Raw genomic sequence first — 14665 nt, forward strand, 5'->3', positions numbered from 1 at the left:
GCAGGGACTGTGTCGCATGGGCAACTCGCGCCCCGCCGCACGGGGCGCTGGCAGAGGCTCAACCGGTTGCGCTGGAACGAGACTCAGCGGCGGCCGGATTTCGGTGCCACCGCGGCCCCGTCAGAACGTGAACTTTCCCGGGAACAAATCGGAGCGCCTCAGCGACGAGACTTGCCGCGCGCCGGAGCCTGGACCAGAACGGGCACCAGTTCGGCCCGAACCGGACGCAGCGGGCGCTTCGCCCGTCCGCCCGGCGGGGTACCATCCTCGGGATCGGCCATCCGCATGACGGCGATGGCGAACTGCACCCCGGCGAAGACCACCCCGTTGAACATCACGAGCATGAGGCCGCCCAGCCAGCCCATGTCGGTCTCGAGCACGAGATGCCAGAGGCCGCCCACGTCGAGGGCCACGAGTGCCGCCACGAAGGCAATGGCGATGCCGAAGCCGATGAGGACGTTGACGATGTAGAGTCGGACAAGCTGAGGCATGGTCGGGGCTCCTTGAGACCACGATACCGCCAGCCACGGCTGAAGCCACAGGAATCTGCATGAAGGATGCAGGATTCCGCCCTTTCTGTCACATGTGCTGAAGGGACGCGGGCCATCCGACTTCCGCTCGGGCGGCCGCAGTCCCTTCCGCGTCACGCGGGCCGCGATATCGTCAGGCCAACATGGGGTGGCCCGAGTTTGTTCCCAAGCCCCTCAGGGCTGGGAAAAGGCCTCGGGGCGTGCCTCGCGCGCCATGTGATCCAGCACCGCGTTGACGAATTTCGGCTCGCGCCCCTCGGGGAAGAAGGCCTTGGCGATGTCCACGAATTCGTTGATGACCACCTTCGGCGGCGTGTCGCTTTCCAGAAGCTCCGAGCCCGCCGCCCGGAACAGGGCGCGGATCACCGGGTCGATCCGGTCGATGGGCCATTTCGCCACCAGCGCTCGATCGGTCATCTGGTCGATGCCGGCCTGCCTGTTCACCGCTCCGCCGACGATGCGGCGAAACACCGAGACATCGCCCTCGGCCATCTCGTCGCCCTCGTAGACCGCGCCGAAGCGGTGGGTCTCGAATTCCTTCGTGACCTGCTCGACCGTCTGGCCCGAGCATTCCATCTGGAACAGCGCCTGCACGGAATAGAGCCGCGAGGCGGATTTCATCTGACGCTTGTCGGGCTTCGTCGTCATGCTTCGGTCTTCCCCGCCACGCGGAACTCGTCGACGGGCTTGAAGCCCATGCCCTTGCGCTGGCCCGACCAGCGGCGCGACAGCGCGATCAGGTGCAGCGCCGCCGCGGCCGCGCCGCCGCCCTTGTCCTGCCCGTCCGGCGCCGCGCGCACCACCGCCTGCTCGCGGTTCTCGACCGTCAGGATGCCGTTACCGATGCAGGCGCCCTGCAGGCCCAGAAGCATCAGGCCGCGGCTCGAATCGTTGCAGACCGTGTCGTAATGCGTGGTCTCGCCCCGGATCACGCAGCCAAGCGCGATGTAGCCGTCAAAATTGGCCTGCCGCTCGGCCATGGCGATTGCGCTTGGAACCTCAAGCGCGCCGGGGACCTCGACCAGGTCCCAGCTGGCGCTGCAGGACTCGATGGTGGCCTTCGCCCCCGCGATCAGGTCGTCGGCGATGTCGCGGTAATAGGGGGCCACGACGATCAGCAGCTTCACCGGCTTCTCGAAGACGGGCAGCGGCAGGACGTGATGGGTTTCGGAACCGGCCATGGCTCAGCCCTCCGTGATGTGATGGGTGCCGACGATGGCGAGGCCATAGGCCTCGAGCCCCACCACCTTCGGCGCCTTGTGATTGGTGACGAGCACGATCTGCGACAGGCCCACCGCCGAAAGGATCTGCGCGCCCAGCCCGTACTGGCGCAGCGTCTGCGGCGAAGCCTCGCCATCCATCACCAGCTTCATGGTGACGTCGCGCAAGAGGACGACGACGCCCCGCCCCTCCTGCGCGATCAGCCGCATGGCGCCGTGCAGGTCGCCCGAATGCGCCGAGCCGATGCCCAGCACGTCCTCCAGCGGGTTGAGCGCGTGCATCCGCACAAGCACGGGCTCGCCATCCGTCACGTTGCCCTTCGACAGGACCACATGCTCGGCCCCCTGCGTGTCGTCGGCAAAGATCCGCATCAGCCAGTCGCCGCCGTAGCATGAGGTGACGTGCTTGACCGCCTTCTCCTTCACGAGGTTGTCGTGCCGGCGGCGGTAGGCGATCAGGTCCGAGATCGTGCCGATCTTCAGCCCATGGCGCTGCGCGAAGCCGACGAGGTCGGGCAGGCGCGCCATCGTGCCGTCGTCGTTCATGATCTCGCAGATGACGCCCGACGGGTTGAGGCCGGCGAGGCGGCTCACGTCCACGGCGGCCTCGGTATGGCCGGCGCGCACCAGCACCCCGCCATCGCGGGCGCGCAGCGGGAAGACGTGGCCCGGGGTCGCGATGTCCTGCGGACCCTTGGAGGGATCGATGGCCACCGCCACGGTCCGCGCCCGGTCGGCCGCCGAGATGCCGGTGGTCACGCCCTCGCGCGCCTCGATCGAGATGGTGAAGGCGGTCTCGTGCCGCGAGGAATTCTTGGGCGCCATCAGGTGCAGGCCCAGCTGGTCCACCCGCGCCGAGGGCAGCGCGAGGCAGATCAGCCCGCGCCCATGCGTCGCCATGAAGTTGATCGCGGCCGGCGTGCACATCTGGGCCGGGATGACGAGGTCGCCCTCGTTCTCGCGGTCCTCGTGGTCGACGAGGATGAACATCCGACCGTTGCGCGCGTCGTCGATGATCTCCTCAATAGGGGAGATCGCATCGGAATACTCGGTCTTCATCTGGGTCATCGCATCGCTCCGGGGATCAGACCAGCCCATAGCGCGCCCCGCCGACGAAGGCCAGAGCCTCGGCCCGCGGGCGGGGTCGGGCAATGCCTCCACCTCGCCCAGATCGTGCCCAATTCCCCGGGCAAAGTCGCGGCATATCAGACGGAGGAGCGGTCATGGCAGGTTCGAAAGCGGTCTCGGCGGCGCTTGGCCATGGCCTGCGGGACAATGGATGGTTGATCGCGCTTGCGCTGATCCACACGGCAACTGCCGGGATGATCGCCGTTACCCGGGACTTGCCCTACTTCAACGGCATGTTCAGGTCGCTCACCAACCTGGTCACCATTCTGATTCCCGTCTACCTGATGGTGCTGCTCATCTGGACCACTGCAAGGCTCGCCCTGCGCGAGCCGCGGTCGCGCCCGATCCGGACGCTGCTGGCCGAGATCCGCGACATCCTGTGCGACCTGCCGCGCATGGCGTCCGGCCTCATCGCGATGACCGCCACCGTCATGTTCTTCAACGCCTTCGCCTATCTGAAGGCGGTGCTCCCCGAACTGGCCCCCTTCACATGGGACACCACGCTCGCCAACCTCGACCGCACGCTGCACGGCGGGACCGACCCCTGGCGCCTGCTCATGCCGCTACTCGGCACGCCGCTTGCCACAACCGCAATCAACGCCGCCTATCACTTCTGGTTCTTCCTGCTCTATTTCTTCCTGTTCGTGTCGAGCTTCACACGGGTCAATCCCGAGGCGCGCCGCGCCTATCTGCTGGCGGGCGGGCTGATCTGGGCGCTCTGCGGCAACCTCACCGCGATCCTCTTCTCGTCGGCGGGGCCCTGCTACTATGCGCTGCTCGGTCTCGGGGACCGGTTCGAACCGCTGATGACCGCACTGCGCCAGTTCAACGAGACGAGCCCGGTCTGGTCGCTCAACGTCCAGAACCTGCTCTGGAGCGGTTACACCGCCGAGTCCACCATGCGAGGCATCTCCGCCTTTCCCAGCATGCATGTGGCCAGCACGACCCTGATGATGCTCTACGCCTTTACATGGAAACGCTGGGCGGGCTGGAGCATGGTCGTCTTCCTCGGGCTGATCATGGCGGGCTCCGTCCACCTCGGCTGGCACTACGCGGTGGACGGCTATGCCTCGATCGCGCTGACCCTCGCCTGCTGGCGGGTGGCGCGGCTCGTCACCTCGTCGGGCCGCCCTGCCCCGGCCGAAGCCGCGCCTCAGCCGGCCGGCATGTAGCGGTCGGCCGCAATATAGGCGGCCAGCCGCGCCGCCTCGGCCCATTCCCGCTCGCCTGCCGCATCGCCGACAAGGATGACCTGATCGGACGGGATGCGACCAAGGGCCGTCCGCAGCCTCCGGCGCTGCTCTGACCAGCCGGCGAAGGGCGGCGGCGCCGGATGGGCACCCTCCAGAAGCCCGCCCGCCGCGGCAAGCAGGGCATCGGGCAGCAGCCGGCCCTGCGCAAGTCCGATGCGCCCGACCGCAAGCCGCTCGAGGCGGGCCGCCCGATCGGCAGGAAGCCCCTGACCGGGAAAGACCCGCAGCGCGTTTGACGAGAACAGGAAGGCCACCACGTCATGCCCGGTGGAGGCCCGGACCGAGGCATAGGTGCGGTAGTCCAGCCCAAGCTCGGCCGCCCGGCGCACCCGGTTGCGCAGGATCTCGATCGGCAGCGTGGGCAGAAGGTCGGCCCGCGCCTTCGTCCAGCAGTGCAGGCGCCAGCCCCGTCCCGGCTCCAGCGCGGGGCCCCGATTGTGGCCGCGGCCGGGGGGCTCGGCGACCATCTCAGGCGAACTCGTTCAGCCGTGCGACATAGCGCGCCAGCGTGTCGATCTCGAGGTTGACCCGGTCCCCGGGCGCGATCCCGCCCCAGGTGGTCACTTCCTGAGTATGCGGGATGAAATTGATGCCGAACTCGGCCCCCGCCACCTCGTTCACCGTCAGCGAGGTGCCGTTCAGCGCGACCGAACCCTTGGGCGCGATAAACCGCGCGAGCGCCTCGGGCGCGCGGAAGGTCACGCGGACGCTGTCGCCCTCGGGCGCGACGCGCACCACCTCGGCCACGCCGTCGACATGGCCCGAGACGATGTGGCCGCCCAGTTCGTCCCCCACCTTCAGCGCCCGTTCGAGATTGACGCGCTGCCCGACCTGCCAGCCGCCGAGGATGGTCTTGGACAGCGTCTCGCCCGAGATGGAGACCTCGAACCAGCCCTCGGGCTCGGTTCCGGTGGCGACCACGGTGAGGCAGACGCCGTCGCAGGCGATCGAGGCGCCGATGTCGATCGAGGCCACGTCATGGGCCGTGGCGATCCGGGCGCGCAGATCGCCCCTCCGCTCCAGTTCCAGCACGCGGCCGATGTCGGTGACGATCCCGGTGAACATGACGCCTCCTTGCCTTGTGACCCCAGACCTAGCCTCGCCCCGTGGGCCGCGCAACCCGGCGGAACGAGGCGGCAACGCCACACCGGCACCCTGCCGTGAACGACGCCATTCCGCTTTGCCCGCCGCTCGGCGATTGTGCAGCACGAGACTTGCCACGGAGGACCCGTCTTGGCCGGCGCATCGCGGAGGTTCCTGTTCCTGCAGGGCCCGCACGGACCCTTCTTCTGGAGCCTCGGCCGAAGGATCAGGGCCGCGGGCGCCGATGTGCTGCGTGTGGGCTTCAACTTCGGTGACCGGGCGTTCTGGCCGGAGCGGACAGGCTTCATCCCGTTCCGCGGCAGCCCCGCCGACTGGCCCGCGACCTTCCACGACATCCTTCGCGCGCGGGGGATCACCGACCTTGTGCTCTACGGCGACACACGGCCCGTCCATGCCCAGGCCATCGCCATTGCCCGGGCCGAGGGCCTGACCGTCCACGTCTTCGAGGAAGGCTATCTCAGGCCCTCCTGGGTGACCTACGAGCGTGGCGGCGCGAACGGCCACTCGCGCCTCATGGAGCTGACGGTTCCCATGATGCGGCAGGCTCTCGGCCCGCGCGAGCCGGATCTGCAGGAAGCCCCGGCCCGCTGGGGCGACATGACGCAGCACATGATCTGGGGCGCGCTTTACCACGGCCTCGTGATGGCCGGCGGGCGGGCCTATCCGGGCTTCCGGCCGCACCGCACGCTTTCCGTGCCGCAGGAGTTCCGGCTGCATCTGCGCCGGCTTGCGCTTCTGCCCCTGCACAGGCTGGAACGGATGGCGGCGACGGCGCGGATCCTGCTGGGAAGCTTTCCCTATCATCTCGTCCTGCTGCAGCTCGAACATGATTCGAGCTTCACGATGCACAGCCCCTACACCTCGATGGCCGAGTTCATCGAGGAGGTGACCCGCGCCTTCGCCGAAGGGGCGCCACCGCACCACCACCTCGTCTTCAAGGCCCATCCGCTCGAGGACGGGCGGGCGCCGCTCGCGTCCCGGATCCGGCAGTCGGCGCGGCGGCACGGGCTGAACGGACGCGTGCATTTCGTGCGGGGCGGAAAACTTGCCCGGCTGCTCGCGGAGGCGCGCAGCGCGGTCACGGTGAACTCGACAGCCGGGCAGCAGGCGCTGTGGCGCGGGCTGCCGGTGCGCACCCTCGGCACCTCGGTCTACTCGAAGCCGGGACTGGTCTCGTCTCAGCCGCTGGCCGGGTTCTTCGCGCGACCCGAGCCGCCGGACCGCGGCGCCTACCGCGCCTATCGCAGCTTCCTGCTGGCAACCTCGCAGGTTCCGGGCGGCTTCTATTCGATGCGGGGGCGCCGCAGGCTGCTGCGCACGATCTTGGACATGATGCTGGACCCGCAGGATCCCTATGCCACGCCCGGGGTCGCGCCCGCGATCCTCAGGCAACAGTTGCACATCCATTCCGCCATGAGGTAGGGCAGTCTGGCAATCGACCTCGGGTTCCGGTAGCTTCGCCGCAAAACCTGAGGCAAATCCACAAGGAGCCGGGGCAGTGAACAAATCGGCAGTCAGGGGAGCGAGGGCGCTCACTCTTGTTGTGCTCGTGTCCGCCGTGGCCGCCTGCGGTCTGCCCCGCTCGGGTCCGAACAAGAGCGAGATCTTCGCCGGCTCGGTGCTGAAGGATGGCAACGCCTTCGTCGTGCCGGTGAACAGCTTCGTCAGCCGCGCAACCGCGGTGACCCCTGCCTTCGGCTTCAGCTCCGCCTTCCGCGGCGCGGGTCTCGTCGGCTCGGACGTGATCGCGGCCGGCGACACGCTCGGTATCACGGTGTTCGAGAACGTGCGCGACGACCCGCTTCTCGGCAACACCGGCCAGCGCGTCTCGTCGCTCGACCAGGTGCAGGTCGATGGCGACGGCTTCATCTACGTACCCTATGCCGGCCGCATCAAGGCCGCCGGACAGACGCCCGAAGGGCTGCGGCAGGTCATCACCAGCAAGCTCGACACCCAGACGCCCGACCCGCAGGTCTCGGTCCAGCGACTTGCGGGCGACGGCACCTCGGTCACCGTCTCGGGCGCGGTTGGCCGCCAGGGCGTCTTCCCGATCGAGCGGCCCACGCGGACCCTCTCGGCGATGCTGGCGCAGGCCGGGGGCACCACCGTCCCGGTGACCACCGCCATCGTCCGCGTCACCCGGGACGGACGCACCAGCCAGATCTGGCTGGAGGATCTCTATGACAATCCCGCCCTCGACATCGCACTCCGCCCCGGCGACGTGATCGTGGTCGAGGAGGACACCCGCTCGTTCGTGGCGCTTGGCGCCACCGGCAACCAGACCCGCATCCAGTTCGAGACCCAGAACGTCACGGCGCTGGAGGCGCTGGCGCAGGTCGGCGGCCTGAACACCAATCTGGCCGATCCGAAGGGCGTGTTCGTCCTGCGCGACGAGCCCGACCATATCGCGAATGCGGTGCTGGGGCGGAAGGATCTCGTGGGGGACCAGCGCATGGTCTACGTGCTCGACCTGACGCAGCCGACCGGCCTCTTCGAGGCGCGCGACTTCATGATCCGGGACGGCGATACCGTCTATGTGACCGAGGCGCCCTTCGTGCAGTGGCAGAAGACGCTCAGCGCGATCACCGGGGCAACCGGCGCCGCCAACCAGGCGTCGAACCTCGGCAACTGAGCGCCTTGACAGCGCCCGACCCTTCCAGAGCCGCCGGTCTTCCCCGGCGGCTCTTCTGCTTCAACGCGGGCTTCCTGCGCGAGCCGCGGCTGCGCCGCATCCTGACGCTGGCCGGGCACGAGCTGCGCCTCGGCCTGCCGGGCGCGTCGGATGGCATCGTCGTCTGGGGCCGGAGCCCGACCGCCCATCGCGGCGAGGGTCTTGCGGCCCGTTGGAACCTGCCGCTGGTCCGGGTCGAGGATGCCTTCCTGCGGTCGATCCGGCCGGGCCGCAGCGGCGATGCGCCGCTTGGCCTGTTCATCGGCCGGGGGGTCCATTTCGACCCTTCGGCGCCGTCCGATCTCGAAAGGCTGCTGGCCGGCGATCCGCTGGACGACAGGCACCTGCTGGACCGCGCGCAGGACGGGATAGCACGGCTGCGCCACCTGCACCTGTCGAAATACAACGACTGCGATCCAGCGGTTCCGGCGCCCCCGCCCGGATACGTGCTGCTGGTGGACCAGACGCGGGGCGACGCCGCGGTCCGCTGCTCCGGGGCCAGCGAGGCGCGCTTCCGCGGGATGCTGGCCCTTGCGCAGGACGAGCATCCCGGCGCGCCCATCGTGGTGAAGCTGCATCCCGAGAGCCGGCTGGGGCTGCGGCCCGGTCATTTCGGGCCGGCAGACCGGTCGTCGCGGGTCAGCCTCTGCGACGGGCCGGTCTCGCCCTGGCATCTGCTCGAGGGGGCGCGCGCCGTCTACACCGTCTCGTCCCAGCTGGGGTTCGAGGCGATCCTGGCGGGGCACCGGCCGGTGGTCCTGGGCCAGCCGTTCTATGCCGGCTGGGGCTTGACCGATGACCGCGCGCCACCGCTGCGCCGCGGGCGCCGACTGACGCGGGCCCAGCTCTTTGCCGCGGCGATGATCCTTGCGCCGGTGTGGTATGACCCCTGCCGCGACCGGCTCTGCCGGTTCGAGGAGGCGGTGGACCAGCTCGAGGCCGAGGTACGCGCCCATCGCGAGGACCGGCACGGGCATGTCGCGCTGGGGATGCGCCTCTGGAAGCGGCGGCGGCTGTCCGAGGTCTTCGGCGGCGAGCGGCCGCTCCGCTTCGTGCGGACAGCGGCAGGAGCGGACGCCAGCGGCCGGCCGGTGCTGGTCTGGGGCAGCCCGCCGGTCGATCTGGCCGCACCGATGGTGCGGCGGGTCGAGGACGGCTTCCTGCGCTCCCGCGGCCTCGGCGCGCAGCTCGTGCCGCCGCTCAGCCTCGTGGCCGATGATCTGGGCATCCACTACGACCCGAGCCGGGAAAGCCGGCTGGAGCGGCTGATCCTGTCTGGGCCCCCACCGGGAGGGCGGGCCCGCGCCGACCGGCTGCGCCGGAGCCTGATCCAGGCGGGCCTTGGCAAGTACAACCTCGGCGGCCGCCTTGGCGCGTTGCCGGAGGGTCACCGCATCCTGGTGCCGGGACAGGTGGAGGACGATGCTTCAATCCGCCTGGGCACCGGCGAGGTGCGGACAAACCTGGCCCTTCTGCGCGCAGTGCGCGAGGCGAATCCCGAGGCCGTGGTGGTCTACAAGCCGCATCCCGACGTGGAGGCCGGGCTTCGCCCCGGCCGCATCGACGCCCGCGGACTGGCCGACGCGGTTGCCGCAAGGGCCGATCCCGTCGGCCTGATCGACGCCTGCCACGAGGTTTGGACCATGACCTCCCTTCTGGGGTTCGAGGCGCTGATCCGCGGCCGCCCCGTGACCTGCCTCGGCACTCCTTTCTACGCCGGCTGGGGCCTGACCCGCGATCTGGGCCCGGTGCCGGATCGCCGGCTGCGCAGCCCCGAGGGCGGTCCCCTGCCCCGACCGAGCCTCGAGGCCCTGATCCACGCCGCCCTGATCGCCTATCCCCGCTATTTCGATCCGGTCGCCCGCCGCGCCTGTCCGCCGGAAGTCGTCGTCGAGAGGCTGGCGCAGGGAGCGCTGCTCCCGGCGGACCGTCTGAGCCGGCTTCTCGCGAAGCTGCAGGGCACCACGGCCGGCCTGCGGCCGCTCTGGTATCGCGGCAGCCGATAGGCTGTTCCTGCGGGGGCGGCAGGTCCGCGGCCGGCCAAGTCAGTAGATGTAGCGGATCTGCTCGGTCCAGTAGCGCTCCATCCGGCGCAGCGCCTGGTTGATGTCTTCCATCCCCGCCACGCCCAGCACACCGCGGCGATCGAGTCCCTCGGCATGGCGGGCGAAGAGGTCCGTCAGGATCTGGCGCACCTTGCGCCCCTTGTCCGTCAGGCGCACGCGCACCGACCGGCGGTCGATCTCGGAACGCTGGTGGTGCATGTAGCCCAGTTCCACCAGCTTCTTCAGATTGTAGCTGACGTTGGAGCCCTGGTAATAGCCGCGGGACTTCAGCTCTCCCGCCGTCACCTCGTTGTCGCCGACGTTGAACAGCAGCAGCGCCTGCACCGAGTTGATCTCGAGCAGGCCGAGCCGTTCGAACTCGTCCTTCACCACGTCGAGCAGAAGCCGGTGAAGACGCTCCACCAGCGAAAGGCTTTCCAGATAGCCCAGAAGAAAGGCCTTCTGCGACCCATCGAGGACGCCTGCGTGAACCGTCATTCCTGATCTCCACCTTGAAACCGCGGAGACAGAATCGGCACAAAGCGCAAACATAACGTAAACTGGCGCGATTTTCCGCCGGGTGCGGCCTCAGCGAGCCAACCGGCCGGGGACGGCCGTCCGGCGCTGTCCTCAGCGGGCCAGCCGGCCGCGCGCGAACAGGCCGATCTCGGCGATCAGCTCCGCCAGCCGCGCCGGTGCCTCGCGCTGGCCGAGGATCCAGGGCAGCAGGTCCTGGTCGTTCTCGTTCAGGAGCGAATCGTAAAGCGCCAGCCGGGCCTCGTCGAGGCTGGCGAGATGGGCGTCCGACCACGGCCCCAGGATCAGGTCCATCTCCTTCGTGCCGCGCCGCCACGAGCGCATCGACATGCGCTTCAGCCGGGCCTCTGCCGTCTCGATCATTCCGCCTCCTTGCGCGGCCGGGCGCGCGTCCATTCCTGTCCGTCTGCGGTGAGGCGAGGGGCATGCGTTCCCCGAACCGCCTGCGATACCGCTTGATCGCTGTCGGGGGGCAACCTAAGACATGTGGCCGAAAGTTACAAACCGGCCCGCCTCGCGGCCGCTTTCCCCGGAGTTCTCCCGCATGGCCTTCCTTTCCGACACGCTTGCCCGCGTCAAACCCTCGCAGACCATCGCGGTGACCAACAAGGCGCGGGAACTGGCCGCGGCCGGACGCGACGTGATCGGCCTCGGCGCGGGAGAGCCCGACTTCGACACGCCGGTGAACATCAAGGAAGCGGCCAAGCGCGCCATCGATGCCGGCAAGACGAAATACACCGCCGTGGACGGGATCCCGGAACTCAAGCGCGCGATCTGCGAGAAGTTCGCGCGCGAGAACGGGCTGACCTACACGCCGGCGCAGGTGACGGTCGGCACCGGTGGGAAGCAGATCCTCTACAACGCGCTGATGGCGACGCTGAATCCCGGCGACGAGGTGCTGATCCCCGCGCCCTACTGGGTGAGCTATCCGGACATGGTGCTGCTGGCAGGCGGCACGCCGGTCGCGGTCGCGGCGGGGATGGAGACCGGCTTCAAGCTGACGCCCGAGCAGCTCGAAGCGGCGATCACGCCCCGGACCAAGTGGTTCATCTTCAACTCGCCGTCGAACCCGACCGGCGCGGCCTATACCCGCGACGAACTGAAGGCGCTCTGCGAGGTGCTGATGCGCCATCCGCATGTCTGGATCATGTCCGATGACATGTACGAGCATCTGGTGTTCGACGACTTCGAGTTCACCACCCCGGCGCAGATCGAACCCGGCCTTTATGACCGGACGCTGACCTGCAACGGCGTGTCCAAGGCCTATTGCATGACCGGCTGGCGCATCGGCTATGCCGCGGGGCCGGTGGAGCTGATCAAGGCGATGGGCACGATCCAGTCGCAGTCGACCTCGAACCCGTGCTCGATCGCGCAATATGCGGCACTCGAGGCGCTGGCGGGCACGCAGGACTTCCTTGCGACCAACCGCGAGGCGTTCCAGCGCCGGCGCGATCTGGTGGTGTCGATGCTGAACGAGGCGAAGGGCGTGACCTGCCCGAACCCGGAGGGTGCGTTCTACGTCTATCCCGACATCTCGGGCTGCATCGGCAAGACCTCGGCCGGCGGTGCGAAGATCACGGATGACGAAGCCTTCGCCTCGGCCCTGCTCGAGGAAGCGGGCGTGGCCGTGGTGTTCGGCGCGGCCTTCGGCCTGTCGCCCAACTTCCGCGTCAGCTACGCCACCTCGGACGAGGTGCTGCGCGAGGCCTGCGGCCGGATCCAGGCGTTCTGCGCCGGGCTGAGCTGAGGCGCGCCCCGGTGGCCGATCTGCCCGACTACTACTTCCGCATCCGCGAGAACGGCGCGCTGGTGTTCCGCCTGGACACCGCGAACCGCCAGCAGCGGATCGAGATGGAGCAGATCGCCACGCTGAACCTGCGCAACGGCGAGGTCCGCCCGCACGGGCAGCGAGCGCTGACCGAGGCGGACCGGGCGGAGATCGGCCGCTGGATGAAGGCCCGGGCCGAGCTTCTGGCCCGGCGCGAGGTGGACGACATCCTGCGCACGGTGGATCACCTGAACCTCACGACGCAGTGGGCGCAGTCGAAGGCGGCGGATGCGCAGCTGGACGCGGTGACGGATGCGCTGCTTCTGGCGATGCACGACCTGCGCGCCGTCCTGGTGCGCCGCAAGGCCGACCGGCTGACGAAGTCCGGCGGCTGAGACTCAGGCCAGCCGCGGCGCGCGCAGCCAGAACCGCGCCATCAGCAGCGTCGCGGCGAGCGTCAACCCGATCACGAGACCCAGCCACAGCCCCGGCCCGCCGAGGCCCAGCGGGAAGGCGAGCGCATAGCTCGCCGGGATGCCGACCAGCCAGTAGCTGAAGGTGGCCAGCCACATCGGAACGCGGGTGTCGCGCAGGCCACGGAGCAGGCCGAGCGCGATGACCTGCATCGCATCCGCGAACTGGAACAGTGCCGCCAGCGCCAGCAGCACGCTGCCGAAGGCCACGATCTCGTCGAACTCTGGGTTCGCCCGGTCGAGGAACAGCGCGATGATGGGTCCCGGCGCCAGCAGGAACAGCGCCACCATCAGCACACCGAAGCCCAGCGACAGGACGATCGCCACCTTCGCCCCGTCGCGCAGGCCCGGGATGTCGCCCGCCCCGTCGGCCCGCCCGGTGCGGATGGTCGCGGCGTTCGAGATGCCGACATGCACCATGAAGGCCAGCGCGGTCACCTCCAGCGCGATGCCATGCGCGGCCAGAGGCACGGTGCCGAGCCAGCCCATCATCAGCGCCGCGGCCTGAAAGATGCTGCCCTCGGCCAGCCCCGTGAAGCCGATCGGCCAGCCCAGCGCGAAGACCTGCCCCATCGCGTGCCAGTCCGGCCGCCAGAAGCGCTGGAACAGCCGGAACCGGCGGAGCGGCCGGTGCAGCGCCGCGTAAAGGCCGATCACCAGCAGCGACATGACCTGCGCGCCGACCGAGGCGATGGCGGCGCCCTCGATGCCCAGTTCCGGTGCACCGAGCTTGCCGAAGATCAGCACCCAGTTCAGACCCGCGTTGACGGCCACCGCCGCCAGCGTTGCCCAGAGGACGATCTGCGTCCGCTCCAGCGCGGACAGGTAGCTTTTCAGCACCATGATCAGCAGCGCGGGGATCATCCCCAGCCCCGTGATGCGCAGATAGTCCTGCGCCAGCGCCGCCACCTCGGGCTGCTGCCGCAGCGCCAGCAGCACCGGCCCCGACCACCAGAACAGCGGATAGACCAGCGCGCCGAAGGCGATGGACAGCCACAGCCCCATGCGCGCGTCGCGGCGCACCTGCGCTTCGTCGCCCCGACCCAGCGCCTCGGCCACCATCGGCATCACCGCCTGCGCGAAGCCGGAGCCGAGGATGAAGGTGACGAAGAACATAGACGCGCCAAGAACGACGGCCGCCAGTTCGGTCACGCCATACCAGCCCAGCATCACCGTGTCGGTGACATGAAGCGACATCTGCGCGAGATGGCTGCCGACGAGCGGAAGACCCAGCGCGAGAATCGCTCTCGCGTGGTCCTGAAAGGTCGTGATGCGGATCATGCCGGCAGCAGTAGCGCGGCTTCAGGCGCCGCGCAATCAGGCGGAGACCGGCTTGCGTGCCACGAAATCGACCAGCGCCGAAATCCCGCGATGGGCGCTGCCCTCGGCGATTTCCTCGTCACGATCGGCCTCGACCAGCACCTCCCAGCCGGGGAAGTCGGCCCTGAGGCCGGCGAGGTCATACATGTTCGCGGCCGAAGGCGGCCCTCCGGTGCCATAGCCCACCTGCCGCGGCGCATAGCCGTGCAGCATCACCAGCCCGCCCGGCTCCACCGCCTCGGCGATGCCGGCATGGATGCGTGCCCGCAATGGCGGCGGGGCGAACTGGATGAAGATGCCCAGCACCGCGTCGAAGCGGCGGCTCCAGTCCCAGCCTTCGATGTCGGCGTGGTGCAGGTCCACCTCGACGCCCTTTTCCCGCGCCAGTCGCCGGGCCTTCTCCAGCGCCACGGCCGAGGCATCCATCGCCGCGACCCGGTGGCCGAGGCCGGCAAGGTGGACCGAATTCCGCCCCTCGCCGTCGCCAATGCACAGGATCCGCGCCCGCGCCGGCAGCATCCCTGCCACGCGACGCACGAAGGTGGCCGGCTCCTTGCCGAACAGGTAGCCCGGCGCACTGTAGCGTTCGTCCCACATGCCGACGATCTGGGGCCGC

At 69.2% G+C, this 14665-nt stretch carries 16 protein-coding genes; 6 read left to right on the forward strand and 10 right to left on the reverse strand.

Annotated features, from left to right (window positions below):
- Positions 1–158: 158 nt before the first annotated feature.
- From CK951_RS12860 to ribB, 4 genes are all read right to left on the reverse strand, one after another.
- Positions 159–491 carry a hypothetical protein gene (locus CK951_RS12860; RefSeq protein WP_096786524.1) on the reverse strand — a complete coding sequence of 111 codons (333 nt, stop codon included), beginning with the start codon at positions 489–491 and terminating at the stop codon, positions 159–161.
- Positions 492–704: 213 nt separating this feature from the next.
- Positions 705–1178: a transcription antitermination factor NusB gene (gene nusB, locus CK951_RS12865; RefSeq protein ID WP_096786525.1), complete on the reverse strand. Its 474-nt coding sequence runs from the start codon at positions 1176–1178 to the stop codon at positions 705–707.
- Entirely contained in the window at positions 1175–1711 is a 537-nt protein-coding gene (locus CK951_RS12870) for a 6,7-dimethyl-8-ribityllumazine synthase (RefSeq protein WP_096786526.1), read from the reverse strand. Before CK951_RS12870 ends, nusB begins: the two co-directional genes overlap by 4 nt.
- A gap of 3 nt (positions 1712–1714) precedes the next feature.
- The gene (gene ribB, locus CK951_RS12875; protein ID WP_096786527.1) at positions 1715–2818 is read right to left on the reverse strand and encodes a 3,4-dihydroxy-2-butanone-4-phosphate synthase; all 1104 of its coding nucleotides are present in this window, start codon (positions 2816–2818) and stop codon (positions 1715–1717) included.
- A 155-nt stretch (positions 2819–2973) separates the two neighbouring features.
- On the opposite strand from ribB, the gene CK951_RS12880 reads away from it, so the two are divergent.
- Positions 2974–4050: a phosphatase PAP2 family protein gene (locus CK951_RS12880; protein WP_096786528.1), complete on the forward strand. Its 1077-nt coding sequence runs from the start codon at positions 2974–2976 to the stop codon at positions 4048–4050.
- Here the strand turns inward: CK951_RS12880 and CK951_RS12885 are convergent.
- Entirely contained in the window at positions 4032–4598 is a 567-nt protein-coding gene (locus CK951_RS12885; protein WP_096786529.1) for a hypothetical protein, read from the reverse strand. The two genes, CK951_RS12880 and CK951_RS12885, sit on opposite strands and share 19 nt — an antisense overlap.
- A 1-nt stretch (position 4599) precedes the next feature.
- Positions 4600–5196, reverse strand: a complete 597-nt coding sequence (locus CK951_RS12890; RefSeq protein WP_096786530.1) for a riboflavin synthase — start codon at positions 5194–5196, stop codon at positions 4600–4602.
- A 168-nt stretch (positions 5197–5364) separates the two neighbouring features.
- Between CK951_RS12890 and CK951_RS12895 the strand changes: the two genes are divergently transcribed.
- From CK951_RS12895 to CK951_RS12905, 3 genes are all read left to right on the forward strand, one after another.
- Positions 5365–6657 carry a capsule biosynthesis protein gene (locus CK951_RS12895; protein ID WP_096786531.1) on the forward strand — a complete coding sequence of 431 codons (1293 nt, stop codon included), beginning with the start codon at positions 5365–5367 and terminating at the stop codon, positions 6655–6657.
- Between the two features lie 76 nt (positions 6658–6733).
- Entirely contained in the window at positions 6734–7867 is a 1134-nt protein-coding gene (locus CK951_RS12900) for a polysaccharide biosynthesis/export family protein (RefSeq protein ID WP_096786532.1), read from the forward strand.
- Between the two features lie 5 nt (positions 7868–7872).
- Positions 7873–9912 (forward strand): capsular polysaccharide biosynthesis protein, encoded by a 2040-nt coding sequence (locus CK951_RS12905; RefSeq protein ID WP_096786533.1) that lies wholly within the window; start codon positions 7873–7875, stop codon positions 9910–9912.
- 39 nt (positions 9913–9951) lie between these two features.
- Here CK951_RS12905 and CK951_RS12910 read toward each other — a convergent pair whose 3' ends face one another.
- A complete protein-coding gene (locus CK951_RS12910; protein ID WP_096786534.1) occupies positions 9952–10449 on the reverse strand; it encodes a MarR family winged helix-turn-helix transcriptional regulator in 498 nt (165 codons plus the stop codon).
- A 132-nt stretch (positions 10450–10581) separates the two neighbouring features.
- On the reverse strand, positions 10582–10851 hold the full coding sequence (locus tag CK951_RS12915; RefSeq protein ID WP_096786535.1) for a succinate dehydrogenase assembly factor 2: 270 nt from the start codon (positions 10849–10851) through the stop codon (positions 10582–10584).
- A 181-nt stretch (positions 10852–11032) separates the two neighbouring features.
- On the opposite strand from CK951_RS12915, the gene CK951_RS12920 reads away from it, so the two are divergent.
- Both CK951_RS12920 and CK951_RS12925 read left to right on the forward strand, forming a co-directional pair.
- Complete coding sequence (locus tag CK951_RS12920) at positions 11033–12235, forward strand: pyridoxal phosphate-dependent aminotransferase (RefSeq protein ID WP_096786536.1); 1203 nt, start codon at positions 11033–11035, stop codon at positions 12233–12235.
- 11 nt (positions 12236–12246) lie between these two features.
- Positions 12247–12651: a hypothetical protein gene (locus CK951_RS12925; RefSeq protein WP_096786537.1), complete on the forward strand. Its 405-nt coding sequence runs from the start codon at positions 12247–12249 to the stop codon at positions 12649–12651.
- Positions 12652–12654: 3 nt separating this feature from the next.
- Here the strand turns inward: CK951_RS12925 and CK951_RS12930 are convergent, their stop codons facing one another.
- Together CK951_RS12930 and CK951_RS12935 are read right to left on the reverse strand one after the other, a co-directional pair.
- Positions 12655–14010: an MATE family efflux transporter gene (locus CK951_RS12930; RefSeq protein WP_096786538.1), complete on the reverse strand. Its 1356-nt coding sequence runs from the start codon at positions 14008–14010 to the stop codon at positions 12655–12657.
- Positions 14011–14046: 36 nt separating this feature from the next.
- Complete coding sequence (locus CK951_RS12935) at positions 14047–14646, reverse strand: cyclopropane-fatty-acyl-phospholipid synthase family protein (RefSeq protein ID WP_096786539.1); 600 nt, start codon at positions 14644–14646, stop codon at positions 14047–14049.
- Between the last annotated feature and the right edge of the window lie 19 nt (positions 14647–14665).

The organism is Rhodobacter sp. CZR27 (assembly GCF_002407205.1).
Classification (GTDB): domain Bacteria; phylum Pseudomonadota; class Alphaproteobacteria; order Rhodobacterales; family Rhodobacteraceae; genus Cereibacter_A.